The organism is Shinella sp. GW821-FHT10F02, assembly GCF_058809275.1.
In genome coordinates, this window is sequence record NZ_JBXASL010000003.1 from 595,587 (window position 1) to 620,282 (window position 24,696).

Annotated in this window: 21 protein-coding genes; 13 read left to right on the forward strand and 8 right to left on the reverse strand. The window is 64.9% G+C overall.

Going from position 1 to position 24,696, the window contains the following annotated elements:
* The first annotated feature begins 5 nt into the window (after positions 1 to 5).
* Positions 6 to 884 (forward strand): LpxI family protein, encoded by an 879-nt coding sequence (locus AC1RWL_RS12645; RefSeq protein WP_493094553.1) that lies wholly within the window; start codon positions 6 to 8, stop codon positions 882 to 884.
* Positions 881 to 2,053: a lipid-A-disaccharide synthase gene (gene lpxB, locus AC1RWL_RS12650; protein ID WP_493094552.1), complete on the forward strand. Its 1,173-nt coding sequence runs from the start codon at positions 881 to 883 to the stop codon at positions 2,051 to 2,053. Before AC1RWL_RS12645 ends, lpxB begins: the two co-directional genes overlap by 4 nt.
* A 31-nt stretch (positions 2,054 to 2,084) precedes the next feature.
* Here lpxB and gltA read toward each other — a convergent pair whose 3' ends face one another.
* The gene (gltA, locus tag AC1RWL_RS12655) at positions 2,085 to 3,374 is read right to left on the reverse strand and encodes a citrate synthase (RefSeq protein ID WP_256115978.1); all 1,290 of its coding nucleotides are present in this window, start codon (positions 3,372 to 3,374) and stop codon (positions 2,085 to 2,087) included.
* A gap of 308 nt (positions 3,375 to 3,682) precedes the next feature.
* Here gltA and AC1RWL_RS12660 point away from each other — a divergent pair, with 308 nt between their 5' ends.
* On the forward strand, positions 3,683 to 6,151 hold the full coding sequence (locus AC1RWL_RS12660; RefSeq protein ID WP_493094551.1) for a ComEC/Rec2 family competence protein: 2,469 nt from the start codon (positions 3,683 to 3,685) through the stop codon (positions 6,149 to 6,151).
* Here AC1RWL_RS12660 and lexA read toward each other — a convergent pair.
* From lexA to AC1RWL_RS12690, 6 genes are all read right to left on the reverse strand, one after another.
* Positions 6,132 to 6,851, reverse strand: coding sequence for a transcriptional repressor LexA (gene lexA / locus AC1RWL_RS12665; RefSeq protein WP_435267174.1), 720 nt, complete (start codon positions 6,849 to 6,851; stop codon positions 6,132 to 6,134). The genes AC1RWL_RS12660 and lexA overlap by 20 nt on opposite strands.
* Before the next feature lie 109 nt (positions 6,852 to 6,960).
* Positions 6,961 to 8,184, reverse strand: a complete 1,224-nt coding sequence (locus AC1RWL_RS12670) for a molybdopterin molybdotransferase MoeA (RefSeq protein ID WP_493094550.1) — start codon at positions 8,182 to 8,184, stop codon at positions 6,961 to 6,963.
* On the reverse strand, positions 8,184 to 8,678 hold the full coding sequence (gene moaC / locus AC1RWL_RS12675) for a cyclic pyranopterin monophosphate synthase MoaC (RefSeq protein ID WP_493094941.1): 495 nt from the start codon (positions 8,676 to 8,678) through the stop codon (positions 8,184 to 8,186). The genes AC1RWL_RS12670 and moaC overlap by 1 nt, the downstream gene beginning before the upstream one ends.
* The gene (gene trpC, locus AC1RWL_RS12680) at positions 8,678 to 9,493 is read right to left on the reverse strand and encodes an indole-3-glycerol phosphate synthase TrpC (protein ID WP_493094549.1); all 816 of its coding nucleotides are present in this window, start codon (positions 9,491 to 9,493) and stop codon (positions 8,678 to 8,680) included. Before trpC ends, moaC begins: the two co-directional genes overlap by 1 nt.
* 8 nt (positions 9,494 to 9,501) lie before the next feature.
* Positions 9,502 to 10,524 (reverse strand): anthranilate phosphoribosyltransferase, encoded by a 1,023-nt coding sequence (gene trpD / locus AC1RWL_RS12685; RefSeq protein ID WP_493094548.1) that lies wholly within the window; start codon positions 10,522 to 10,524, stop codon positions 9,502 to 9,504.
* Between the two features lie 17 nt (positions 10,525 to 10,541).
* Complete coding sequence (locus AC1RWL_RS12690) at positions 10,542 to 12,431, reverse strand: peptidylprolyl isomerase (RefSeq protein ID WP_493094547.1); 1,890 nt, start codon at positions 12,429 to 12,431, stop codon at positions 10,542 to 10,544.
* A gap of 284 nt (positions 12,432 to 12,715) precedes the next feature.
* On the opposite strand from AC1RWL_RS12690, the gene AC1RWL_RS12695 reads away from it, so the two are divergent.
* The 5 genes from AC1RWL_RS12695 to AC1RWL_RS12715 all read left to right on the forward strand — a co-directional run bounded on the left by AC1RWL_RS12695 (position 12,716) and on the right by AC1RWL_RS12715 (position 18,989).
* Entirely contained in the window at positions 12,716 to 14,362 is a 1,647-nt protein-coding gene (locus AC1RWL_RS12695; RefSeq protein ID WP_493094546.1) for a Na/Pi cotransporter family protein, read from the forward strand.
* Between the two features lie 69 nt (positions 14,363 to 14,431).
* Positions 14,432 to 15,811 (forward strand): bifunctional UDP-N-acetylglucosamine diphosphorylase/glucosamine-1-phosphate N-acetyltransferase GlmU, encoded by a 1,380-nt coding sequence (gene glmU / locus AC1RWL_RS12700; RefSeq protein WP_493094545.1) that lies wholly within the window; start codon positions 14,432 to 14,434, stop codon positions 15,809 to 15,811.
* Between the two features lie 114 nt (positions 15,812 to 15,925).
* Positions 15,926 to 17,752: a glutamine--fructose-6-phosphate transaminase (isomerizing) gene (gene glmS / locus AC1RWL_RS12705; RefSeq protein WP_493094544.1), complete on the forward strand. Its 1,827-nt coding sequence runs from the start codon at positions 15,926 to 15,928 to the stop codon at positions 17,750 to 17,752.
* Positions 17,749 to 18,246, forward strand: coding sequence for a GNAT family N-acetyltransferase (locus tag AC1RWL_RS12710; protein WP_493094543.1), 498 nt, complete (start codon positions 17,749 to 17,751; stop codon positions 18,244 to 18,246). The genes glmS and AC1RWL_RS12710 overlap by 4 nt, the downstream gene beginning before the upstream one ends.
* Positions 18,247 to 18,281: 35 nt before the next feature.
* The gene (locus AC1RWL_RS12715; protein ID WP_256115965.1) at positions 18,282 to 18,989 is read left to right on the forward strand and encodes a DUF502 domain-containing protein; all 708 of its coding nucleotides are present in this window, start codon (positions 18,282 to 18,284) and stop codon (positions 18,987 to 18,989) included.
* 11 nt (positions 18,990 to 19,000) lie between these two features.
* Here the strand turns inward: AC1RWL_RS12715 and AC1RWL_RS12720 are convergent, their stop codons facing one another.
* Entirely contained in the window at positions 19,001 to 19,585 is a 585-nt protein-coding gene (locus AC1RWL_RS12720; protein ID WP_493094542.1) for an NAD(P)H-dependent oxidoreductase, read from the reverse strand.
* Positions 19,586 to 19,782: 197 nt separating this feature from the next.
* Here AC1RWL_RS12720 and AC1RWL_RS12725 point away from each other — a divergent pair, with 197 nt between their 5' ends.
* The 5 genes from AC1RWL_RS12725 to AC1RWL_RS12745 all read left to right on the forward strand — a co-directional run bounded on the left by AC1RWL_RS12725 (position 19,783) and on the right by AC1RWL_RS12745 (position 24,694).
* Positions 19,783 to 20,694, forward strand: a complete 912-nt coding sequence (locus tag AC1RWL_RS12725) for a LysR substrate-binding domain-containing protein (RefSeq protein ID WP_493094541.1) — start codon at positions 19,783 to 19,785, stop codon at positions 20,692 to 20,694.
* Positions 20,695 to 20,821: 127 nt separating this feature from the next.
* Positions 20,822 to 21,571, forward strand: coding sequence for an MBL fold metallo-hydrolase (locus tag AC1RWL_RS12730; protein WP_493094540.1), 750 nt, complete (start codon positions 20,822 to 20,824; stop codon positions 21,569 to 21,571).
* A 114-nt stretch (positions 21,572 to 21,685) separates the two neighbouring features.
* The gene (locus AC1RWL_RS12735; RefSeq protein WP_493094539.1) at positions 21,686 to 22,918 is read left to right on the forward strand and encodes a metal-dependent hydrolase family protein; all 1,233 of its coding nucleotides are present in this window, start codon (positions 21,686 to 21,688) and stop codon (positions 22,916 to 22,918) included.
* Positions 22,919 to 22,940: 22 nt separating this feature from the next.
* Positions 22,941 to 24,182 carry an MFS transporter gene (locus AC1RWL_RS12740; protein WP_493094538.1) on the forward strand — a complete coding sequence of 414 codons (1,242 nt, stop codon included), beginning with the start codon at positions 22,941 to 22,943 and terminating at the stop codon, positions 24,180 to 24,182.
* Positions 24,179 to 24,694 (forward strand): GNAT family N-acetyltransferase, encoded by a 516-nt coding sequence (locus AC1RWL_RS12745; RefSeq protein WP_493094537.1) that lies wholly within the window; start codon positions 24,179 to 24,181, stop codon positions 24,692 to 24,694. The genes AC1RWL_RS12740 and AC1RWL_RS12745 overlap by 4 nt, the downstream gene beginning before the upstream one ends.
* Positions 24,695 to 24,696: the final 2 nt, after the last annotated feature.

The following is a 24,696-nucleotide window of genomic DNA, read 5'->3' on the forward strand; positions in this document are numbered from 1 at the left end:
GCGAGATGGCGGACGGCCGGCCCCTCGCGCGCGACCGGCTGGCCATCATCGCCGGCGGCGGCCTGCTGCCGCGCTACGTCGCGGACGCGGCGCGCGGGCGCGGTGAAAATCCCTACATTCTCGCCCTCACCGACGAGTCCGTGCAGGACTGGTCCGGCTTCGACCATCAGGTGATCTCGATCGGCAACTATGCCGGCATCGGCGCGGCCTTCCGCGCTGAGGGCATCGGCCGCGCCGTGCTGTCCGGCTCCGTGCGCCGCCGCCCGGAATGGCGCGATATCCGCGCGCCGCTGAAGGCGCTTACAGCCCTGCCGTCCGTCGTGCGTACGCTGCTGAAGGGCGGCGACGATACCGTGCTGAAGATGGTCATCCGCCTGATCGAGGCCGAGGGTGTACGTGTCGTCGGCGCGCAGGACATTGTACCAGATCTTCTCGGCAGCGAAGGCCCGCTCGGGGCCGTCGCGCCGGACGAAGCCGCTGGAGCCGACATTGCCGCCGCCGCTGCCGCCGCGCTCGCGCTTGGTCGGCTCGATGTGGGGCAGGGCGCCGTCGCGCTTGGCGGCCGCGTGGTGGCGCTGGAGGGCGCGGAGGGCACGGATGCGATGCTGGAGCGGGTCGCTGGCCTTCGCGCCGCGGGCCGAATCTCCACCCGCCGCAAGGGTGTGCTTGTAAAGCTCTGCAAGCCGGAACAGGACCTGCGCGCCGACCTGCCGTCGATTGGCGTCGAAACCCTGCGCCGCGCCCATGCCGCCGGGCTTGCCGGCATTGCGGTGGAGGCCGGGCGCTCGCTGGTGCTGGAGCGCGCGGCGCTGGTGGCCGAGGCGGATGCGCATGGCCTCTTCGTCACCGGCATCGTGCCGGAACGGACGGAGGCGCGGCGATGACGGAAAGGCCCTTGAAAATCGGCATCATCGCCGGCGAGGTGTCCGGCGACCTGCTTGGCGGCGACCTCATCGCGGCCCTGCGCAAGGCCCATGCCGGCGAAATCGACCTCATCGGTGTCGGCGGCGAGGCGCTGCAGGGGCAGGGGCTTCAATCGCTGTTCGACTTCTCCGAACTTTCCATCATGGGCATTTCGCAGGTGCTGAAGCGCCTGCCGTTGCTGCTGCGCCGCATCCGCCAGACGGCGGAGGCCATCATCGCCGCGCGCCCGGACGTGCTCGTCATCATCGACAGCCCGGATTTCACCCACCGCGTCGCGCGCCGCGTGCGCAAGGCGCTGCCGGACCTGCCGGTCGTCAACTATGTCTGCCCGAGTGTGTGGGCCTGGAAGGAAGAGCGCGCGCCGCGCATGCGCGCCTATGTCGACCATGTGCTCGCGCTGCTGCCTTTCGAGCCGGCCGTGATGGCGCGCCTCGGCGGCCCCGCAACCACCTATGTCGGCCATCGGCTGATCGGCGATCCCGATATCCAGCGCGTGCGCGCTGCAAGGCTCGCCCGGCCGGAGCGAAGCGTACCCGTCTGCCTGCTGCTTCCCGGCTCGCGCAGCACCGAGATCAGCCGCCTGCTGCCGGCCTTCGGCGAGGCCGCCCGGGAGCTGACCGCCCGCAGGCCTGGCACGCGTTTCCTGCTGCCGACCCTGCCACGGCAGGAGGCGCTCGTGCGCAAGCTGACGGCCGACTGGCCGGTGAAGCCGCAGATCACACTCTCCACCGCCGAAAAATGGCAGGCCTTTGCCGAGGCCGATGCCGCGATTGCGGCGTCCGGCACGGTCATCCTGGAGCTGGCGCTCGCCCGCGTGCCGGTCATCTCCACCTATCGGCTCGACTGGCTGGCGAACCTCTATCTCGGCCGGATCCGGGTCTGGACCGCGGCGATCCCCAATATCATTGCCGACTATGCCGTCGTGCCGGAATACCTGAACGACATGGTGCGCCCCGGTGCGCTCACGCGCTGGTTCGAGCGGCTTTCCGCCGACACGATCGAGCGCCGCGCCATGCTGGAGGGATATGACCTCGTCTACGAGCGCATGCAGACCGAGCGCCCGCCCGGCGAGACCGGCGCGGCCGTCATCCTCGATCTCCTCGCAACAAAAAAGCCCGGTCGAAACTGACCGGGCTTTTTCATGTCGTTCTGCCGAAAAATCAGCGCTTGGAAACCGGCAGGTAATCGCGCTTCGGTTCGCCGATATAGAGCTGGCGCGGGCGGCCGATGCGCTGTTCCGGGTCTTCGATCATCTCGTTCCACTGGGCGATCCAGCCGACCGTGCGGGCGAGCGCGAAAAGCACGGTGAACATGGTGGTGGGGAAGCCCAGCGCCTTCAGCGTGATGCCGGAGTAGAAGTCGATGTTCGGATAGAGCTTCTTCTCGATGAAGTATTCGTCGGTCAGCGCGATGCGCTCGAGTTCCATCGCGACTTCCAGCATCGGATCGTCCTTGATGCCGAGCTCGCCGAGAACCTCGTGCGTCGTCTTCTGCATGATGCGCGCGCGCGGGTCGTAGTTCTTGTAGACGCGGTGGCCGAAGCCCATCAGGCGGAACGGATCGTTCTTGTCCTTGGCCTTGGCGACATATTCCGGAATGCGTTCGACCGAGCCGATTTCGGCCAGCATGTTGAGCGCCGCTTCGTTGGCGCCGCCGTGCGCCGGGCCCCAGAGGCAGGCGATGCCGGCCGCGATGCAGGCGAACGGGTTGGCGCCCGAAGAGCCTGCGAGGCGAACGGTCGAGGTCGAGGCATTCTGCTCATGGTCGGCATGCAGGATGAAGATGCGGTCCATGGCCCGGGCCAGAACCGGGTTCACCACATAGTCCTCGCAGGGCACGGCAAAACACATGCGCAGGAAGTTCGACGCGTAGTCGAGGTCGTTCTTCGGGTAAACGAAGGGCTGGCCGATATGGTACTTGTAGGCCATGGCGGCGATTGTCGGCATCTTGGCGATCATGCGCAGCGAGGCGACCATGCGCTGGTGCGGATCGGTGATGTCGGTCGAGTCGTGGTAGAAGGCCGACAGCGCGCCGACGCAGCCGCACATGACGGCCATCGGATGCGCATCGCGGCGGAAGCCGGTGAAGAAGCGGCTCATCTGTTCGTGCACCATGGTGTGGTGCGTGACGCGGTAGTCGAAGTCGTCCTTCTGGGTCTTGGTCGGCAGTTCGCCGTACAACAGAAGGTAGCAGACTTCGAGGAAGTCGCCGTGTTCGGCAAGCTGTTCGATCGGGTAGCCGCGGTGCAGGAGCACGCCTTCGTCGCCGTCGATATAGGTGATCTTCGATTCGCACGAGGCGGTGGAGGTGAAGCCGGGATCGTAGGTGAAGGCGCCGGTATTCTTGTACAGCGTGCCGATGTCGATCACATCGGGACCGATCGTGCCGGATCGCGTCGGCAGCTCGACCGACTTGCCACCGAACGATACATCCGCGATTGTTCCTGTCATAACGATCCTCCGTTGTTTCAAATGGTGGCACAGTTTCGTGCCGCAACCATGAACATGCTCGTTTTGCTAGCCCATTTACGATGCGCTGCCAAGCGATACCAAAGGCAAATTGTGCATTGCGATAACGGGCTTTCCGGCAACGCAATATCTACCCTTTCCGGCAAGTTGCAAGCAACTTCTGAGGGTGGTTTTCACGTTGCGGAGGGCGCATGCTTTCTGTTTGGCTTAGTATTAATTCACCCTACTTTTGATTGAAGATTCTCGCGCCGGGTTGCATAATCGCCAGGGGAACCGGTGGGGCCGAGTGCATGGCCAGGATCGACATCGCGGAGAAGCAGGCGGCGCGCGAGGCAGAGGCCTGGGGCGTCGCGCCGGCTGGCGATTCGCTGCCGATACCGGCTTTGCCCGCGCGCCGTCGCAGGGCCACGCTTGCCGCCTATGCGCGCGCCGTCGGCCGGTTTCGAGAAAGCCTTGCCGGCCAGAGAATTGATGCCGCCTTCGCCGAGGAGCGGGCGCACGGCCACTTCTTCCTGTTCGTGCCGGTCTTCCTTGGCATCGGCGCCGCCCTGTGGTTTGCCGCCGCTACCGATCCGCCAATTTATGCCCTGCTGCTTCTCGCCTGCGTTACGTTCTGGCCCGCCTGGCGGCTGCGGCACCGGGAGGACTGGGTGGCGCTCGCCGCGGGTGCCGCTTTTCTCGTTCCCGTGGGCATGCTGCTTGCAGCCATGGAAAGCGCCCGGCTCGATACTGTCATCCTGGATACGCCGGTCACCACGGAAATCAGTGGTCGGGTACTGTCGCGTGAAAGCGACGAGCGCGGGGCGATCCGCTACCGTATCGCACTGGAGGCGACGCGCGATCCGGTGCTGAAGCGCCCGCCCGGCATCGTCACGCTGCTTGCCCGCAGCCGTCATGAACCGATCGCGATCGGCGCGGGCATAACGGGGCGCGCGCGCCTCGGGCCGCCGTCCGGCCCGGCCTTGGCCGGCCTCAACGATTTCGCCTTCGATGCCTATTTCGCCGGCACCGGCGCCGTCGGCTATTTTTACAGCGCGCCCAAAGGTGTTGTGACCGGCGAGGCGGGGCTGGAAGGGCGGATCAGGCAGGAGATCGCGCGCTGGCGCAACAACCTGACCGAGCATATTCGGGGGCGCATCGGCGGCGATGCCGGGGCGATCGCCGCGGCACTGGTAACGGCGGAACAGCGGGCGATCGGCGCGGACACGGTCGAGGCGCTGCGGCAGGCGGGGCTTGCCCATGTATTGGCCATTTCCGGGCTTAACATGGTGCTCGCCGCCGGCACCTTTCTCGTCGGTGCGCGCATGCTGATGGCGCTGATTCCGGGCTTTTCCGAGCGCTATCCGGCCAAGAAGATTGCCGCCGTCGGCGCGCTCATCATGGTGACGCTCTATATTCTCGTCTCGGGCGGCGCGCTCTCTGCCGTGCGATCGTGGATCATGATCTGCGTCATGCTTGTGGCCGTGCTCTTCGGGCGATCGGCCATCAGCCTGCGCAATGTCGCGCTCTCGGCGATCCTCATCCTGCTGGTGACACCATCCGCCGTCACCAATCCCGGCTTCCAGATGTCCTATGCGGCAACGCTCGGGCTTGTCGCGGGCTACGCGGCCTGGCGCGAGCGGCCGATGCGGCGGGAAAGCCGGGGAGGGCCGTTGCAACTGTTCGGCGGTTCGCTCGGCCGTTTCTTCGGCGGGCTCATGCTCTCCTCGCTGATCGGTGGTTTTTCCACGCTGATCTATTCCATCGGCCACTTTCACCGCATTCCCGCCTATGGCCTCGCCGGCAATCTTCTGGCGATGCCGGTGATCAGCACGATCGTCATGCCCTTCGGCCTCATCGCCGTGCTGCTGATGCCGTTCGGCCTCGACGCCATTCCCTTCGCGATCATGGGCAAGGGCATCGAATGGATGATCGCGCTTTCGACCTGGGTCGCGAGCTGGAAAGGCGAAATCGTCACCGGTCAGATTCCGCAGTCCGCCTTCCTGCTGGTCGGCCTCGGCGGCGGCCTGGCCTGCATTTTGCGCACCCGGCTGCGCCATGCCGGCACGCTGCTCGTCGCGCTTGGCATCATCATCGCCTGCTGGCCGGACGAACGCCGTGCGCCGGAAGTGCTGGTCTCGGAAGACGGCCGCCTCGTGGCGATCCGGCGCGGCGACACCGTTGCGACCAACCGCGCAAGGCCGCCGGATTTCATTTATGCGCAATGGCGGCGCGCGCTACGGCTCGGCGATCTCGTCAAGCCGGAGATGCGCAAGAGCGAAGGCCTGACGGTAGAAGATGCCGCCGCACCCGCTGAAGGAACTGAAAAGCAGAGGAAACCGCGCCACAAGGCGGATCGGCAGAGGGCGAAGGCCGCCATGGTATCCGCCCTGGAGGCGGCGGGAAAGGGTACGGGCTTCATCTGCGAAACAAAGGCATTCTGCGCCGCGGTTTCGCCGAGCGGCTGGCGGATCGTCACGCTGGAAGACCTCGCCTTCCTCGGAACCGCCTGCGATGCCGCCGACCTCGTCGTCGTGTCCCAGGCCCTGCGGCTGGAAACATGCCGCTCCGGTGCCCGGCTGATGACGGCTCGCCATCTGCGGCGTACTGGCGCCCTGGAAATCCAGCCCGGCGCCGAAAAGGCCGCTCCACCGCTTTCCGAAGCCGAGATCACATCCGCCGTCGAAACCCTCGACCGGCCCTGGTCCCGCCACCGCACCTATGATTGGCGCAGCGGCACCTTCGAGGCCGAGACGGCGCTCAATGATAGCGGCGAATGAGGCCGACGAGCTTGCCTTGAATCTTCACGCGGTCCGGGCCGAAGATGCGGGTCTCGTAGGCCGGGTTTGCGGCTTCGAGCGCGATGGAGGCGCCCTTGCGGCGGAAGCGCTTCAGCGTCGCCTCCTCGTCGTCGACGAGCGCCACGATGATCTCGCCCGGATTGGCGGTGGTGGCGTTGCGGATGATCACCGTGTCGCCGTCGAGGATGCCGGCCTCGATCATCGAGTCGCCCTTGACCTCCAGGGCATAATGATCGCCGTTGCCGACCATCTCGGCCGGTACCATGATTTCATGGGTGTTGTTCTGGATGGCGGAGATCGGCACGCCGGCGGCGATGCGTCCCATGACCGGTACCGAGACCGAAGACGACATGTCCGCCTGCGGCGTGCGCTGCACGGGGGCGGCCGGCACCGGCTGCTTGCCGCGGCTGCCCTCAATGACGGCCGGCGAAAAACCACGACGCGGCTGGAGGCTTGGCGAATAGGCTTCGGGAAGCTTGATCACTTCCAGCGCCCGCGCCCGGTTGGGCAGGCGGCGAATGAAGCCGCGCTCTTCCAGCGCGGTGATGAGGCGGTGGATGCCGGACTTGGACGCGAGATCGAGCGCATCCTTCATCTCGTCGAAGGAGGGAGGAATACCGGACTCCTTCATCCGTTCATGAATGAACAGGAGAAGTTCCTGTTGTTTCCGCGTGAGCATGGCCCCTCCACCGAGAATCTTGAAACAATCCAGAATCGTGAAACAAATCCAGAACAGACACTATCTGTTCCATATGTGTTCCGCAAGGCCTTGGAAATAATAATATTGTTCAGGCGGAGGGTTCGCGCAGGAGGAGTACTTCGCAGGGATCGCCTTCGGGCACGGCCGGGGCGTGCGGCGGGCGGATGAGCAGGCCTTCCGATTCGGCGAAGACCTTCATCATCGAGGAATCCTGCTTGCCGAAGGGTGTCACGTACAGGTCGCCGGCCGGTCCCCGGACGATGCGGGCGCGGACATAGTCCTGCCGCTGGTCGTTTTCCTTGAGCGGCACGGCGGCGATGGCCGGGTGCCGGCGGTTTTTTGCGGGCAGGCGGGCGAGGCGGCGCACCAACGGCTCCAGGAAGAGCAGCGAGCAGACGAGGCTGGAGACCGGGTTGCCGGGGAGGCCCAGCACCTGGATATCTCCCAGCCGGCCGACCATCAGCGGTTTCCCCGGGCGCATGGCGATGCGCCAGAAATCGAGCTCCATGCCGGCCTCGCCGAGCACCGGCTGCACGAGGTCGAAATCGCCGACGGAGGCGCCGCCGAGCGTCACGAGCACGTCGATATCAAGCGCCAGCGCGTTGCGCACGGCCTCCAGGATCGCCTGCTTGTCGTCGCCGACGATGCCGAGGTCGATCACCTCCGCGCCGGCCACCCGCGCGAGCGCCGAGACGCCGTAGGTGTTGGAGGCGATGATCTGGCTGGCGCCGGGCGGCGTTCCGGGCGGGACGAGCTCGTCGCCGGTCGCAAGCACCGCGATGCGGGGGCGGGCGTAGACGACAAGTGTCGAGTGGTTCATCGCGGCGGCGACGGTCAGGCGGCCGGCGTCGAGCACCGCCCCGGCCTTCAGCACGGTCTCGCCTTCGGAAAAATCCTGCCCGCGCGGGCGCACATGCCGGCCTTTCGGCGTGAGGAAGGTCGTGCGGATACGGCCGTCACCCAGCTTTTCCGCGTCTTCCTGAAGAAGCACGGTATCGGCGAAGGAGGGCAAGGGCGCGCCGGTGAAAATGCGCACGGCCTCGCCGGGGCCAGCGGAGCCTTCGAAAGCATGGCCGGCGGAGGAGAGGCCGACGACCTTGAGGACGGCGCCGAGTGTCGCGATGTCCGCATGGCGGACGGCGTAGCCGTCCATGGCGGAATTGGTGAAGGGCGGCTGGGTCAGGCGCGCGGCGATGTCTTCGGCGAGAACGCGGCCTTGCGCGTCATGCAGGGAAACCGTCTCCGTCCGCTGTGTCGGCTTGGCCCGGGAAAGCAGGCGGTCGAGGGCGTCGGCGACGGGCAGGAGCGACATCAGGCGTTTGCCCGCTTGTAATCGCCGGAGCGGCCGCCGGATTTTTCGACGAGCCGGATGCCGCCGATCTCCATTTCGCGGTCGGCGGCTTTCGCCATGTCGTAGATGGTGAGGCAGGCGACGCTGACGGCGGTGAGCGCCTCCATTTCCACGCCGGTGCGGCCGGTGAGCTTCGCCATGGCCTCGACGCGCAGGCCGGGCAGCGCGCGGTCTTCGCGGATTTCGACGGCGACCTTGGTCAGCATCAGCGGGTGGCAGAGCGGAATGAGGCTCGACGTCTGCTTGGCGGCCATGATGCCGGCAAGGCGGGCCGTGCCGATCACGTCGCCCTTCTTGGCGTCGCCCTTGAGGATCAGGTCGAGCGTCGCAGGCGCCATGCGGATGAAACCTTCGGCAACGGCGATACGCACCGTTTCCGCCTTGTCGCCGACATCCACCATGTTGGCTTCGCCGGAGGCATCGATATGGGTCAGCATGGCGGCCTTTTCGGCCATCATTCGGCCGCCAGCATGCCGGCGGAGCCGGTCAGCAATTCGCGGGTGGCGGCGGCCACGTCGTCCTTGCGCATCAGGCTCTCGCCGACGAGGAAGGTGGAGATGCCCACCTCGGCGAGGCGTTCACAATCCGCATGGGTGAAGATGCCGCTTTCGCCGACGAGCAGGCGGTCGTCGGGCACCATGCCGGCGAGCTTTTCCGACACCGCGAGGTCGACCTCGAAGGTGCGCAGGTTGCGGTTGTTGATGCCGACGAGCTTGGATTTCAGCCTGAGCGCCCGTTCCATTTCCGGCTCGTCATGCACTTCGATCAGCACGTCCATGCCGAGCGCAAAGGCGGCGTCCTCCAGCATCTTCGCATCGTCGTCGCTGAGCGAGGCCATGATGATGAGGATGCAGTCAGCGCCCCAGGCGCGGGCTTCCAGCACCTGGTAGCTGTCGAACATGAAATCCTTGCGCAGCGCCGGCAGCGCGCAGGCCTGGCGCGCGGCGGTGAGGAATTCGGGTGCGCCCTGGAAGCTCGGCGTGTCCGTCAGCACCGAGAGGCAGGCGGCGCCCCCGGCCTCATAGGCCTTGGCGAGCGCCGGCGGATCGAAATCCGGGCGGATGAGGCCTTTGGAGGGACTTGCCTTCTTGATTTCGGCGATCAGGCCGAAATTGCCGGCGGCTTTTCTGGCCTTGAGGCTGGCGAAGAAGCCGCGCGGCGGCTCCTGGTCGCGGATCTGGGCGCGAAGCTCGGCGGGGGCCACGCGCGCCTTGGCGGCGGCAATTTCTTGCAGCTTGTACGCTTCGATCGTCTTCAGGATATCGGTCATGGCCAATCCTACTCCGCATGGCCTTCGTTGGAAACCGAAACGAGGCGTTCGAGCACCGTGCGGGCGCGCCCGCTTTCCAACGCTTCGGTTGCCTTCGCCATGGCGTCCTTCAGCGTTTCCGCCTTGCCGGCGATGAGAAGAGCGGCCGCGGCATTGGCGAGCGAGACGTCGCGATAGGGCATGTGCGCGCCGCCGAGCACCGAAAGCAGGGCTGCGGCATTGTGCGCGCCATCGCCGCCGCGGATATCGTCGAGCGTCACCTGGGGAAGGCCGAAATCGGCGGGCGTCAGCTCGAAGGTGCGGATCTTGCCGTCTTCCAGCGCCGCGACCTGCGTCGTGCCGGTCGTGGTGATTTCATCGAGGCCGGAGCCGTGCACGACCCAGATGCTCTCGGAGCCGAGATCGCGCAACACTTCGGCGAGCGGCACCAGCCATTGCGGCGCGAAGACGCCGAGGAGCTGGCGCTTGACGCCGCCGGGGTTCGAGAGCGGCCCGAGCAGGTTGAAGATGGTGCGCGTGCCGAGTTCGACGCGTGACGGGCCGACATGTTTCATCGCCGGGTGGTGCAGTTGCGCGAACATGAAGCCGAGGCCGGCATCGTGCACGCAGCGGGCGATTTCCGTCGGCCCGATATCGAGCTTCACGCCGAGGCAGGAGAGCGCATCCGCCGTGCCCGCCTTGGAGCTCAGCGCCCGATTGCCATGCTTGGCGACCGGCACGCCGGCGCCGGCGGTGATGATCGCGGCGAGCGTCGAGATATTGTAAGTGCCCGTGCCGTCGCCGCCCGTGCCGACGATGTCGATGGCATCCGCCGGCACCGTGACCGGCAGCATGCGGGCGCGCATCGACCCGACGGCGCCGTAGATCTCGTCGACGGTCTCGCCGCGCACGCGCAGTGCCATCAGGAAGCCGCCGATCTGCGAGGGCGTGGCGGCGCCCGACATGATGATCTCGAAGGCGCCGCGGGCGTCCTCGCGGTCGAGCGCGTTTCCGGCGGCGACCTTGGCGATATAGGATTTCAGGTCGGACATGCGGTTCCCGTCTTCCTCTATCGAGCGATGCTCTGTTCGGCGAGCGTGCGGTTGATCGAGACGCCATAGGCGGTCTGCAGCGAGCTCACCATCTGGTCGAGGATGTCGTCGCCGCTGGCGCGCGCGACGGCAGCGATCTGCTGGTCCTCGTTGGAGAGCGCATCGGTTGCCGAATCGGTTGCGACATCCGCGACCTTCAGGAGGATCTGGCCCTCGCCATCCACGCCAGGCGTGTTGGCGACATGGCCGACCGGGCCGGCGAAGGCGGCGGCAACGGCGGCCGGGCTCAGCACGGGGTCCTGCGCGCTGCGGTGCAGGCCCGCCTTGTTTTCGACCGCCATGCCGAGTTCGCCGGCAATCGCGGCGAGATCGCCGCCCTTGCGCACGCGCTCGGCCAGCTCTTCCGCCTTCTTGGCGAGCGTCTGGCGCTGCTGCTCGGCGGTCCAGTCGGCCACCACGCGGTCGCGCACCTCGTCGAGCGTGCGGTCGCGATCCGGGATCACGTCGAGCACTTCGAACCAGGCGTAGCCCTCGCGGCCGACATTGATCGGCTGGGTTTCCGTGCCGACATCCGTCTTGAAGATTTCGCCGAGAAGGGCGGCTTTCTCCGGCAGGCCGTTGACCTCTTCGCCCTTCTGGTCGTTGCCCTGGGCGTCGATCCCGTCGATTGTCACGGCCTTCAGGTTGTTCTTGGCGGCCGCCTCCGCAAGGCCAAGGCCCTCGGCGCGGCTGTCTTCCATGCGGTCATGCACCGCGAGAATGCCGTCGGCGGCTTCGCTCAGTGCCAGTTCGCTGCGCAGCTCTTCCTTCACCTCGTCGAAGGTCTTCAGGTTTTCCGGGCGGATGTTGGTCACGCGCAGGATGATCGGGCCGAAGGTGCCGTCGATGACCGGCGTCGTGCCGCCGTCGGTGGCAACGGCGAAAGCGGGTTCGGCGAACTTCTGGTCCGGCACATTCGCCTGCGTAAAGTCGCCGAGCAGCACGTCGGTCGCCGTCTTGCCCTGTTCGGCGACGAGCGCGTCGAAGGTCGTGCCGGAGGCGAGCTTGGCGGCGGCGGCATCGGCCGCGGCACGGTCGGGGAAGGTCAGCTGCTCGATCGTGCGCGTTGCCGGCGTGCGGTACTTTTCCTTGGTCTTGTCATAGTCGGCCTGCAGCGCCTCGTCGGTGATCGCGGCCGCGTCCATGATGTCCTTCGGCTCCAGCGCGACATAGACGACCTTGCGGTATTCCGGCGCGCGGTATCTCGCCTTGTTCTGTTCGAACCAGGGGGCGAGCACGTCGTCGCCCGGCGCCTTGACCGGGTCGATATTGGCGTTGCTGAGGATGAGGTAATCGATGGTGCGCGCTTCGTTGCGGTATTGGCGCAGCGCCTCCGTCAGCACGTCCGGCGCCTTGTAGCCGTCCGAAACCGCCTCGACGACCTGGGTGCGGATCGCCACCTGGCTGCGGTTATTGATATAGTCGTTTTCGCGCAGGCCCGCATTGCGCAGCACCGAGGAGAAGGCGAGGCGATCGAACTGGCCGTTGACGCCGCGGAAGGCCGGATCGTCGGCGATCAGCTGGGCGAGGCGGCCTTCCGACAGGCCGAGGTTCATGTCGCGCGACAGCTGGTCGAGGGCGGCGCCCGCGACGAGTTCGGCGAAGACCTGGTTCTCGATGCCGAAGGCGCGCGCCTGCTCGGCATTCAGCCGCATGCCGAAGCGCTGCGACATGGTGGCGACCTGGCGCTCATAGGCGAGGCGGAAATCCGTCGGCGAAACGCTGACATCGCCGACGGTCACGACGGAGTTCGCCGTGCCGGTGACCAGAGAGCTCGAAACGCCCCAGACAGCGAAGGAGCCGACCAGCAGGATCAGCAGGGCTTTTGCCACCCAGGTCTGGGAGGAGCGTCTCAGGGCTTCGAGCATCGTCTAAATTTCCTCAATATCGGCGGCCATGCGGCCGGAAACCGTCTCTTATCGGAAAGTTCGCGGGAATTGAAGTATGCTGGCGCTTCGCAATGCATGGGAAAACGGCCTCTGACGCAAATGTGTCAGTGGCTGCCGATTTCCTTTGCCGGCAAACGAAAGTTTTCTGAAATTATTGGCGGAATTTCGCTGTTTTGCCCTATCCGAATGCGAGACTTCGTGATCGGATGCGGGATTAAGCCGGTGAGTCCGGTGTTTTACCGGTATGATAGAGGTGCACCGACGTGGAATCCACTGTTGTCATGATCAACCTTTTCGGCGCTGTCGCGCTGCTCCTGTTCGGTCTCGCACAGGTGAAGGACGGCATGACGCGGGCTTTCGGCGTGCGGTTGCGCTCCGGGCTGGCGCTCGGCACGCGCGGGCCGTTCCGCTCTTTCTTCGCCGGTTTCGTCGCGACGATCGCCCTCCAGAGCTCCACGGCGACAGCGCTGATGACTGCCTCCTTCGTCGAGCGCAAGCTCGTGCAGGCCCGCATGGCGCAGATCGTGCTGCTCGGCGCCAATGTCGGCACGGCCGTCACCGCCTGGCTGGTGGCGACGGGCATCGAATCGGTCTCGCCGCTCGTCATCCTCGTCGGCGTCGTGCTCTACAAGTCGAGCGGTTCGACCGCGCGCCAGGGCCTCGGCTCCGCGCTGGTCGGCATCGGGCTGATGCTGCTGTCGCTGCATCTGCTGAGCCTTGCGACCGAGCCGATGCGCCAGTCGCCGGCACTCGCCGCCTTCCTGACGCTGCTCGACGGCGCCTGGCCGGTCGCGCTCGCCTTCTCGACGGTGCTGGCCATCATCGCATCGTCTAGTCTTGCGGTGGTCGTGCTCATCCTGTCGTTGACGGCGATGGGCATCCTGTCGCCGGCGCTGACGGTTATCCTCGTGCTCGGCGCCAATCTTGGCGGCGCCGTGCCGCCGGTCATCGCGACGCTGAAGGCGGCGGCCTCCGCCCGGCGCGTGACGCTTGGCAATCTGCTCGTGCGGGGCGTCGGTTGCCTCGCCGTGCTGCCCTTCGCGGGGCAGGTCGCCGACCTGCTCGCGCTGCTGCCGATCCCGGCCTCCAAGCTGCCGGTCGACGTACATCTCGCCTTCAACCTGGTGGTGGCGCTCGTGCTCTGGCCGCTGTCCGGGCTCGTGTCGCGGCTGATGGAAAAGCTCGTTCCGGAGGAAAAGCAGCCGGAGACGGGGCCGAAATATCTCGACGATTCGGCGCTTTCCACCCCGCTCATCGCGCTGTCCGGCGCGACGCGGGAGGTGCTGCGCGTCGGCGATCTCATCGAATCCATGCTGATCCGCTCGATGCGGGCCTTCAACGACAACAATCTCGCGCCGCTCGGCGAGATCGTCGAACTGGAGCGGCAGGTCGATGCCTTGCAGCAGGAGGTGAAGATCTACCTCTCCCGGCTCGGTCGGCAGGGTATCACCGGTGAAAGTGCCGCGCGCTCCATCGTCATCATCGACTATGCGATCAACCTCGAACATGTGGGCGACATCATCGAGAAGGGCTTGCAGGAGCAGGTGCGCAAGAAGATCGTCAACGGGCTGAAATTCTCCGACGACGGCTACAAGGAGCTCTCCAACCTGTTCAACCTGACGATCGAGAACCTGCGCATCGCCCAGACGATCTTCGTCACGCGCGACGAGGGGCTGGCGCGCCAGCTCGTCGAGGTGAAGGTCGATGTGCGGCGCATGGAGAAACAGTCCTCCGAGCGGCACCTGGAGCGCCTGCGCGACGGGCGGCTCGACAGCCTCCAGACGAGCTCGCTGCATCTCGACATGCTGCGCGACCTGAAGCGTGTCAACGCGCATCTCGTCTCCGTCGCCTATCCGATCCTCGACGAAAGCGGGCTGCTGACGGAAAGCCGCCTGCGCAGCGCCAATTAAATCCCTTTGTCTGCCCCCAAGGCTTTTTGCTAAGGATCGGCGACGATTTGGCGTGAACGAGGGATTCCCATGACTGCAGACCGGACGAAGCGCAACTGCCTGGCCGTGATCCTGGCCGCCGGCGAAAGCACGCGGATGAAGTCCTCGCGGTCGAAGGTGCTGCATCCCGTCGCCGGCCGACCGATGATCGCCCATGTGGTGGATGCGCTGGCGAAGGCCGGCATTTCCGATATCGCGCTGGTGCTCGGCCGCGATGCGGACAAGGTCGAGGCGGCAGCGAAGAATGCCGCCGTGAAAAACTCCGTGCACATCCAGACCGAACGCCTCGGCACGGCCCATGCCGTGCTCGCGGCCCGCGACGCGATCGCGAAAGGGTACGACGACGTGCTCGTCGTCTTCGGCGATACGCCGCTCATCACCGAGACACCGCTGAAGGCCGCGCGCGACGGTCTTGCCAAGGGCATCGACGTCGTCGTCATCGGCTTCGAGACGGCGGATCCCACGGGTTACGGCCGCCTGATCGTGGAAGATGGCGAGCTGGTCGCGATCCGCGAGCAGAAGGACGCGAGCGAGGCCGAGCGCGCCATCACCTATTGCAACGGCGGCCTGATGGCGATCGACGGTCGCAAGGCGCTCGACCTCATCGACCGCATCGGCAACGACAATGCCAAGGGCGAATATTATCTCACGGACATCGTCGAGGTGGTGCGCGCCTCCGGCGGCCATGCCATCGCCGTCGAGGCGCCCGAGGAGGAGCTGACCGGCTGCAACACCCGCGCCGAACTCGCCGTCATCGAGCGCCTCTGGCAGCAGCGCCGCCGGCTGGAGATGATGCTGGACGGCGTGTCGATGATCGCACCCGAAACCGTCTTCCTCGCCTATGACACGAAGATCGAGCGCGACGTGACGATCGAGCCGAACGTCTTCTTCGGCCCGGGCGTGACGATCGAAAGCGGCGCGCTCATCCATTCCTTCTCGCATATCGAGGGCGCGCATATCGCGGCGGATGCCGAAGTCGGCCCCTATGCGCGCCTCAGGCCCGGCGCCAATCTCGGCGAAGGCTCGAAGGTCGGCAATTTCTGCGAGGTGAAGAAGGCGGAGATCGGCCGGGGCGCCAAGGTCAACCACCTTACCTATATCGGTGATGCCATCATCGGCGAAAAGACGAATATCGGCGCCGGCACCATTACGTGTAACTATGACGGCATCAACAAGCACCTGACGCAGATCGGCGCCCATGCGTTCATCGGCTCCAACTCGTCGCTCGTCGCCCCGGTTTCGATCGGCAACGGTGCCTATATCGCGTCAGGCAGCGTCGTCACCATGGACGTGCCGGACGATGCCGTCGCCTTTGCCCGTGCCCGGCAGGAGAACAAGGAGGGCCGGGCGGTCCTCATCCGCGAGCGCAACCAGGCGATCAAGGATGCCAAGAAGAAGGCCGCCGAATAGGCCCCACCAGCATTAACGCTTGCAATCGAAAGTGAGTGCCGGCGAGTTGCGCCGCAGCAAAAAACCACTACGAAAAGAACGCAGTAGAAACTTTTCGAAAGCGCGGAGCGGGCCATGTGCGGAATTGTCGGTATCGTCGGAAACCAGCCTGTCGCCGGCCGGCTTGTCGATGCGCTGAAGCGCCTTGAATACCGCGGCTACGATTCCGCCGGCGTGGCCACCATCGTTGATGGCAAGCTCGCGCGCCGCCGCGCTGAAGGCAAACTCTTCAACCTGGAAAAGCGCCTTTCCGAGGAGCCGCTTGCCGGCACCCTCGGCATCGCCCACACGCGCTGGGCGACGCACGGTGCGCCGACGGAAGCCAATGCCCACCCGCATTTCGTCGATGGCGTCGCCGTCGTGCACAATGGCATCATCGAGAATTTTTCCGAGTTGAAGGACGAACTGATCACCGAGGGCGCCACCTTCGCCACGCAGACAGATACAGAGGTCGTCGCGCAGCTCGTGGCGAAATACCGCCGCGATGGTCTCGGCCGACGCGAGGCGATGCATGCCATGCTGCGCCGCGTCACCGGCGCCTATGCGCTCGCCGTGATCTTCGAAGACGACCCGTCGACCATCATGGCCGCCCGCAGCGGCCCGCCGCTCGCCATCGGCTATGGCCGGGGCGAGATGTTCCTCGGCTCCGACGCGATCGCGCTTGCGCCCTTCACCAACGAAATCACCTATCTCGTCGATGGCGACTGGGCGGTGATCGGCCGCGACGGCGCGCACATCTTCGGCCTCGACGGCAACCGCGTCGAGCGTCCGCGACAGGTTTCCTCCGCCGCCGCCTATCTCATCGACAAGGGCAACCACCGGCACTTCATGGAAAAGGAAATCCATGAACAGCCGGAGGCGATTTCGCACGCGCTCAGCCATTATGTCGATTTCCTCGCGCATACGGTGCGCCCCATCGCCTCGGCGATCGATTTCGCCAAGGTGCCGAGCCTCGCCATTTCCGCCTGCGGCACGGCTTATCTCGCCGGCCTCGTCGGCAAATACTGGTTCGAGCGCTATGCCCGCCTGCCGGTCGAGATCGACGTCGCCTCGGAATTCCGCTATCGCGAGATCCCGCTGAACCCGGCCTCGGCCGCGCTCTTCATCTCGCAGTCCGGCGAAACGGCAGATACGCTGGCGTCGCTGCGCTACTGCAAGGAAAACGGCCTGAAGATCGGCGCCGTGGTCAACACGCGCGAATCGTCGATCGCCCGCGAATCGGATGCCGTCTTCCCGATCCTCGCAGGTCCTGAAATCGGCGTCGCCTCCACCAAGGCCTTCACCTGCCAGCTTGCGGTGCTGGCGGCACTCGCCGTCGGCGCGGGCAGGGCGCGCGGCACGATCAGCGAGGCCGAGGAGAAAGCGCTGGTGCGCAACCTTGCCGAAATGCCGCGTATCATGGCGGGCGTGCTCAACACCATCCAACCGTCGATCGAGCAGCTTTCGCGCGAGCTTTCGAAGTGCAAGGACGTGCTCTATCTCGGCCGCGGCACCAGCTATCCGCTGGCGATGGAAGGCGCGCTGAAGCTCAAGGAAATTTCCTATATCCACGCGGAAGGTTATGCCGCCGGCGAGCTGAAGCACGGGCCGATCGCGCTGATCGACGAGAACATGCCGGTCATCGTCATTGCGCCGCACGACCGCTTCTTCGACAAGACCGTGTCGAACATGCAGGAAGTGGCGGCGCGGGGCGGCCGGATCATCTTCATCACCGACGAGAAGGGTGCGGCCGCCTCGAAGCTCGAAACCATGGCGACGATCGTGCTGCCGAATGTCGACGAGATCATCGCGCCGATGATCTACTCGCTGCCGATCCAGCTTCTCGCCTATCACACCGCCGTCTTCATGGGCACGGATGTCGACCAGCCGCGCAACCTCGCAAAATCCGTGACGGTCGAATGATTGTCTTGCGCCCGGAACGACCCGATGATGTGGATGTGATCCGCACGCTGACGGAAACCGCCTTCAAGACCGCACCCTACGCCGACGGCACGGAACATATCATCATCGATCGCCTGCGCGCGGTCGGCGCTTTGACGCTTTCGCTCGTCGCGGAGGCGGATGGCGTGGTCGTCGGCCATGTCGCCTTCTCGCCGGTCACGGTCTCCGATGGTAGTACGGACTGGTACGGCCTCGGCCCGATTTCCGTCGATCCCACCCGCCAGCGCGAGGGTATCGGCAGCAAGCTGGTGCGCGAAGGGCTCGCGCAATTGCAGGCGCTCGGGGCGAGCGGCTGCGTGCTTTTGGGCAATCCCGCCTATTACGGCCGTTTCGGTTTTGCGCCGGACCCCAAACTGACGCTGGACGGGGTGCCCCCGGAGTATTTCATGCGTGTGGCGTTTTCACCGGTTTACGGCGGCGGAACCGTTTCCTATCATCCGGGTTTCTACGGCTGAGCGCCCTCCCACGCTTGCCAGACCCTGGATACCCGATGACCGAACTCGTCCCGAGACAGTCGCTTGCCACGCGGCTGCGCAACAATTTCCTGACCGGCCTCGTGATCTGCGCGCCGATCGCCATCACCATATGGCTGACCTGGACCTTCATCCGCTGGGCGGACAGCTGGGTGAAACCCTATATTCCGGCGCAATACAATCCGGAAAACTACCTCCAGTTCGCCATTCCTGGCTTTGGTCTGCTGACCGCGCTGATCCTGATCACGCTCGTCGGTTTCCTCGGCAAGAACCTTATCGGCCGCACGATCGTCGAGTTCGGCGATTCCCTGTTCAACCGCACGCCGCTGGTGCGCACGGTGCACAAGAGCCTGAAGCAGATCTTCGAGACCGTGCTGAAGGACAAGGGCACCTCCTTCAACAAGGCGGCGATGATCGAATATCCGAGCCCCGGCCTCTGGGCGATCGTCTTCGTGGCGACAGATGCGCGTGGCGAGATCGCCGCGAAATTCAAGTCGATGGGCAAGGACATGGTCGCCTGCTTCCTGCCGCCGACGCCCTTCCCGACGGCCGGTTTCCTTGTCTATGTGCCGCGTGAAAAGCTGGTGCCGCTCGACATGAGCGCCGAGGACGCCGCCAAGCTCATCATCTCCGTCGGCCTCGTCACGCCACCGGAAAAGACGCTGCAACTCATCGAGAGCGAGGAGCAGCGCAAGGCCAAGGCGAAGAGCAAGAAAAAGAGCTGAGAAGCCCGGCCTCAGCCCGCGAAAAGGGTCCGGCCGATGGCGCGCACCGTATCGAGGTGGGCTTCGGGGGACCTCTCATCCGGCACCAGCAGTTCCGACCTAGCGACCGGTGCGCCGCAATAGTCGAAGATGCCATGGTCGATCTGCGTCTTCATCGCGCCGAAATAGCCATGCCGCGCATAGGTCCGCATGTTGGCTCCGGCGACGGCGATCAGGTGGACCGGAAGCCGGCCGAGTTTTCGCACGATCTTGCCATCCGGTTCTTCCACATAGGCCCAGCCGTTCGTGAAAACCCGGTCGATCCAGCCCTTGAGCAACCCGGGAAAGGACCACCAATAGACCGGATAGACCAGAACCAGAGCATCGGTCCGGTCAAGCCGCGCCTGTTCGGCTTCTATGTCGGCGGGGAGCTTGCCTTCACCGACAAAAAAGCCGTGATCCTGCGCGGAGAAACGCGGGTCGAACCCCTCCGCGGCAAGGTCCGCAATCTCGAAGGAATGCGTGCCGGAGGCGGCAATGCCCTGTGCGACCTGGTTTGCGACGGCGTGGGTGAAGGAGCCCGGTTTGGGGTGTGAAACGACGATGAGCGCGTGCATGGAAATCCTCTGAATATCGATATCGTCAGCGTGACCGCGGGCAGCAGGTGAAACTTCACACTATGTACCTTTGGTAACTTACTAAAGGTATATAGTGAGCCTTCCGTGTTGCGCAAGCCCAAAAGCCGAAAGCGAAAAGATCACCGGTAACAATCCCTTCACTTGACGAAAACTCATCTGATCGATTGTATTCGTTGATGATCTTACCCTCACTCAATGCCATTCGCGTCTTCGAGACGGCTGCCCGGCTGGGGAGCTTGAAGGATGCCGCGGAGGAACTGGGGCTGACGCCCTCGGCGGTCAGCCGTCATATCCGTTCGCTGGAAGACGCCCTGGGCACGCAATTGTTCGTGCGGGGGTTCCGCGAAGTCACGCTGAGCCCAAGGGGCGCCTATTATGCGAGGCGCCTCTCCGAAGCGTTCCGGGTGATCGAAACCGCCACGGAGGAAACGGCCGTCGAAAGCATCGTGCGGCAGGGCAAGGGGCAGCGTGTGACGCTGTCGAGCGAGCCGGCCTTCATGAGCTTGTGGCTGGCCGATCGCCTGTCGGATTTTCGTCGGCTGCATCCCGATGTCGAGTTCGACGTTTCGACCGAGGCTGCCGGCGAAAATCCGCGCGCCGATTTTTCCATCGTGGTCGGGGATGAAGACCCCGTCGAGCCGTCGCTCGAATTGCTGCTACCCGTCCATATTGCGCCGGTCTGCGCGCCGTCGCTCCTGGCCAAGGGACCGCCGCTCAACACACCGGCGGATCTGGCGCAGTATCGGCTTCTGCACGAGAGCACCACGACCTGGTGGGAAGAGTGGTTTTCCCACGAGGGGCTGACCGACATCAACGCAAGAAGCGGTGCCATCTTCCACGATCCGACTCTGGTGATCCGCGAGGCGGTGAACGGTGGTGGGGTGGCGCTCGCCGATACGATCACGTCGCAGGACCTCCTGGCGAGGGGGCTCCTGACGACCCCCTTCCCGTGGCGCCAGCATATCGCCACCGGCTATTACCTGAGGCAGAAGCCGGGCGCCGGGCGGCGCAAGCTCGGTGCCCGGCTGTTTCGGGAATGGCTGCTCGCGGAAATCAGCCGCCATAAGCGGGAGATGAAAATCTCCTAGCCGCCCGCCGCTCCAAGATGATGATTCCTCCCAAGTCAGGTGATTATTAATCAACTGACACGGTCACGGTCCCGAGACATAGTGCGATTGCCGAACGGGGCGGCAGGGGTTTGTGGAGGAATATGTGTTGGACAAGAGACATGACTGGTTCACGAAATCGCAGGTCGCGTCCGATCTGACGATGCTGATCGAGCCCTATGTCGACGATTTCTTCCGCGCCAATATCTGGCATCTGAAGGGCAGGGACCGGGATCTGGTCATCGACACCGGCATGGGCCTTGCGAACCTGACCGCTCGCCTCGACCTGACGCCCGGCAAACCCGTGCTGGCGATCGCCACCCATGCGCATGCCGACCATGTCGGCTCCCTTCATGAATTTGCCGACCGCGCGGGGCCGAAGGTGGAAGCCCACGCGTTCGAATGCATGGAGGACCGCTATACCTATGCCGACCTCTACCGCCAGCGCGAAGAGCCGGTGTCGGAAGCGCCCGAGCCGGGCTGGTCGGTCGAACGCTACAGGCCGCGTCCAGCGCCGCTGACCTGGCAGCTTTCCGAGGGCGACATCGTGGAGACGGGCGATCGCCAGTTTCGCGTGTTGCACCTGCCGGGGCATTCGCCCGGCTCGATCGGCCTGCTTGACGAGAAGAACGGCGTCTTCTTCAGCGGCGATGCGATCTACGACGACATCTTGCTGGACGATTTGCCGGATTCGGATCCCGTTTCTTACCAGGCCACGATGGCGAGGATCATGGAATTGCCTGTCCAGATCGTACATCCCGGCCATTGCGGCAGTTTTGGCGCGGACAGAATGCGGAAGATCGCGCGCGACTATATGCTGGCGAAAGAGCAGGATCCGCTGATAGCCGCCCGGCTCTAGGCCAACCACTCATCCAATAACGCAGTTTCGAACGCAACGTGCCGGCCGGGCGCGCTCGCGCATCCATGCCTGCAACAGACCATCGCTTCAAGCGGTGTCGCGAGATACTCGACCATGAACATCTGCTTCAAGAACGGCCTCGTCTTTGATGGCCACAGCCCCGCGCCGATCGCGGACCACATCGTCGGCACAGCGCAAGGGCGCATCGTACATTTTTCGAAGGAGCCCTGGCCTGTCAGGCCGGACCGGGAGATCGACCTGAAGGGCCGCATGCTGATGCCCGGGCTCATCGACGCGCACTATCACGCCTATGCGGGCGTCGGCAGTTTCGCCGAGATCGAGCAGCTTCCGCTGACTTATCTGGCGCATCGGGCGCGCAACATGCTGAAGGCGTCGCTGCGCCGCGGCTTTACCAGCGTGCGCGATGCGGCCGGCGCGGACTATGGCCTCTGGCGCGCCATCGAGGAGCGCCAGTTCGCCGCGCCGCGCCTGTTCTTCGGCGACAAGGCGCTGAGCCAGACCGGCGGCCACGGCGATGTGCGGCCCCAGCATCTGGAGGGTGGATGTCGATGCATTGCCGCGCGCGGAAGCCTCGTTCAGGTGGCCGACGGCGTGGAGGCCGTCCGAAAGGCCTCGCGGGACATCATGCGCCGCGGCGCGCATCACATCAAGATCATGGCGTCGGGCGGCCTGTCCTCTCCGTCCGATCCCGTCTGGATGTCCCAGTATACCGAGGAGGAAATCCGGGCGGTCGTGGCCGAGGCGGCGCGCTGGCGCGGTTATGTCATGGCGCATGCCTATGGCGCCGATACGATCGAGCGCGCGGTGAAATGCGGCGTGCGCTCCATTGAGCACGGCAACCTTATCGATGCCGAGACGGCCCGGCTCATCGCGGAAGCGGAGGCCTTCGTGGTCCCGACGCTCATCACCTATGACGACCTCGAAGGCAATGTGTCCGAACTCGAAAGCTCGGCCACGGAAATGGGCGGGCTCAGGACGCTGCTTCGAAACGGCATGGAAGCGATCGAACATTGCCGGGCGGCCGGCGTGAAGCTTGGCTTCGGCACCGATCTTTTCGGGCTGATGCATGACTTCCAGTCCCATGAATTCCGGCTGCGGGGCGAGGTGAACACGCCTTTCGAAGTGCTGCATTCGGCGACCGCGGTGAATGCCGAACTCGTCCAGCGAAAGGGCGAGCTCGGCTGCATCCGGGCAGGGGCGATCGCCGACCTGATCGTGGTGGACGGCAATCCGCTGGAGGACCTGTCCCTGTTCTGGGGGAAAGGAAGCCGGATCGCGCTCGTCATGAAAGAGGGCGAAATCGTGCACGCCGAAAAAGACTATTGATAAGGATAGGGGGAGGAAACGAATGCAGAAGAACGAAACCTCGACAGGGGGATTGCCGTCGGCGCAGGACGCTGGCGCAAACCCGTGGGGATTATGGAGCGCGATCCTTGCCGTCGCGATATTCGGCAACCTCTTTACCGCGGCATCGCCCATTTTTTGGGGCGGTTTCAGCGAGTACCTTGGGCTGAGCGACGCCCTGATCGGGCAGGTCATGTCGGCGGAATATTCCGGAGCGACGCTCGCCACGATCACCGGCCTGTTTTTCGTCCACCGACCGACGGTCGACCTTCGAAAGATCACTTACATCGCGCTTGCCGTTTACGCGGCGGGAAATTTCCTGACGCCCACCGTCATGCATGATGCGACATGGCTGGAGATGCTGCGCTTCGTCTGCGGCTTCAGCAGCGGCATCACCTACGTCATCTCCGCCGCCGTCATTCCGGGGCAGAAGCATGCGAACCGGCTTGTTCCCGTCTTCTACGGCTCGGCCTATATCACGGGCGCGGTGCTGCAGCCTCTCCTGCCGAGCGTCTTCGCCCATTGGGGATTCGATGCCTCGTTCAGGCTCATGGGCCTGCTGGCCGCCGCTGCTCTGGTCACCTATTTCTACTTTCCCCGGCATGCCAACGGCCATGTCGAAGCCGGTGAAAAGAGCCCCGCGACGGGGCGGCAGTCCCTGCCGGCGCTGCTTGTCGTGGTCGTGGCACTCCTCCTGCAATACATCGCCAATTCCGGGCTGTGGCTCTATTTCGAGCGGATCGGCGTCGTCTCGGGACACGATGCGCAGACGGCCGCCAATGTCGTGGGCCTTGGCACGGGCATTGCCCTGATCGGCGTCGCTTTGGCGACGGTCCTGGCCACTAAGCTCAGGCCGTTCAGCGGTATCGTGCTCGGCACCCTGCTGATGGCGGGGAGCGTCGTCATGCTGCACTTTTCGCAAAGCCTGCCTGTCTATGTCTCGGCGATCTCGCTCATCAACATCATGACGACGTTCGTGACGCCGTTCTATTTCATCCTGCTCGCCCGGATCTACCAGCCGGCCAAGGCTGTCGTCTCCGGCAATATCGCGGTGATGGTGGGCTTTACCCTGGGGCCGCTGCTGCTCGGCTACACGGTGGGGGACGATTCCTTCGCCGCTGCCATCAACGCGACGCTGGGCCTGCTTGCCATCAGCATGGTGCTGCTCAGCATCTACATGCTTTCGGCAAGACTGCGCGGCTACCGCGCTCCCGGCAGCCACGCCCGTTCCGAGCACTCGGCATGACCGGCACCTTTCCCATCGAACTCAAGCGCGACGCGGTTCTGCTGCGGCAATGGAAGGCGGCCGACTTCGAATTCTACGCAGGCTTTGTCGGCAACGAAGACACGGCGCGTTTCTATGGCGGCGTGCTCGACAGGCAGAAGGCTTGGCGCCATCTCGCCAGCCTCATCGGTCACTGGAGCCTGAACGGGTTCGGTGTCTATGCCGTGGAGGACGTGCAGAGCGGCAGGCCGCAGGGATGCGTCGGGCTATGGGAGCCGTTCGGCTGGCCCTGCCGCGAGTTCGTCTACTGGTTCACGCCGCATGCCTATGCCGCCGGGCTGGCGGGTCAGGCGGTGCAACTGGCGCTCGGCGGCGTGCGAGCGTCCTTCCCGGATGAGGCGATCCAAAGCTTCATCCATCCCGACAACCAAGAAGCGATCCGGCTCGCATATGCCGCCGGCGGCACGGCCGAGGGGCCCATGCCATTGGCGGACTACGGACCGCATCTCAAATTTTCCTTCCCGCATTCTTGATG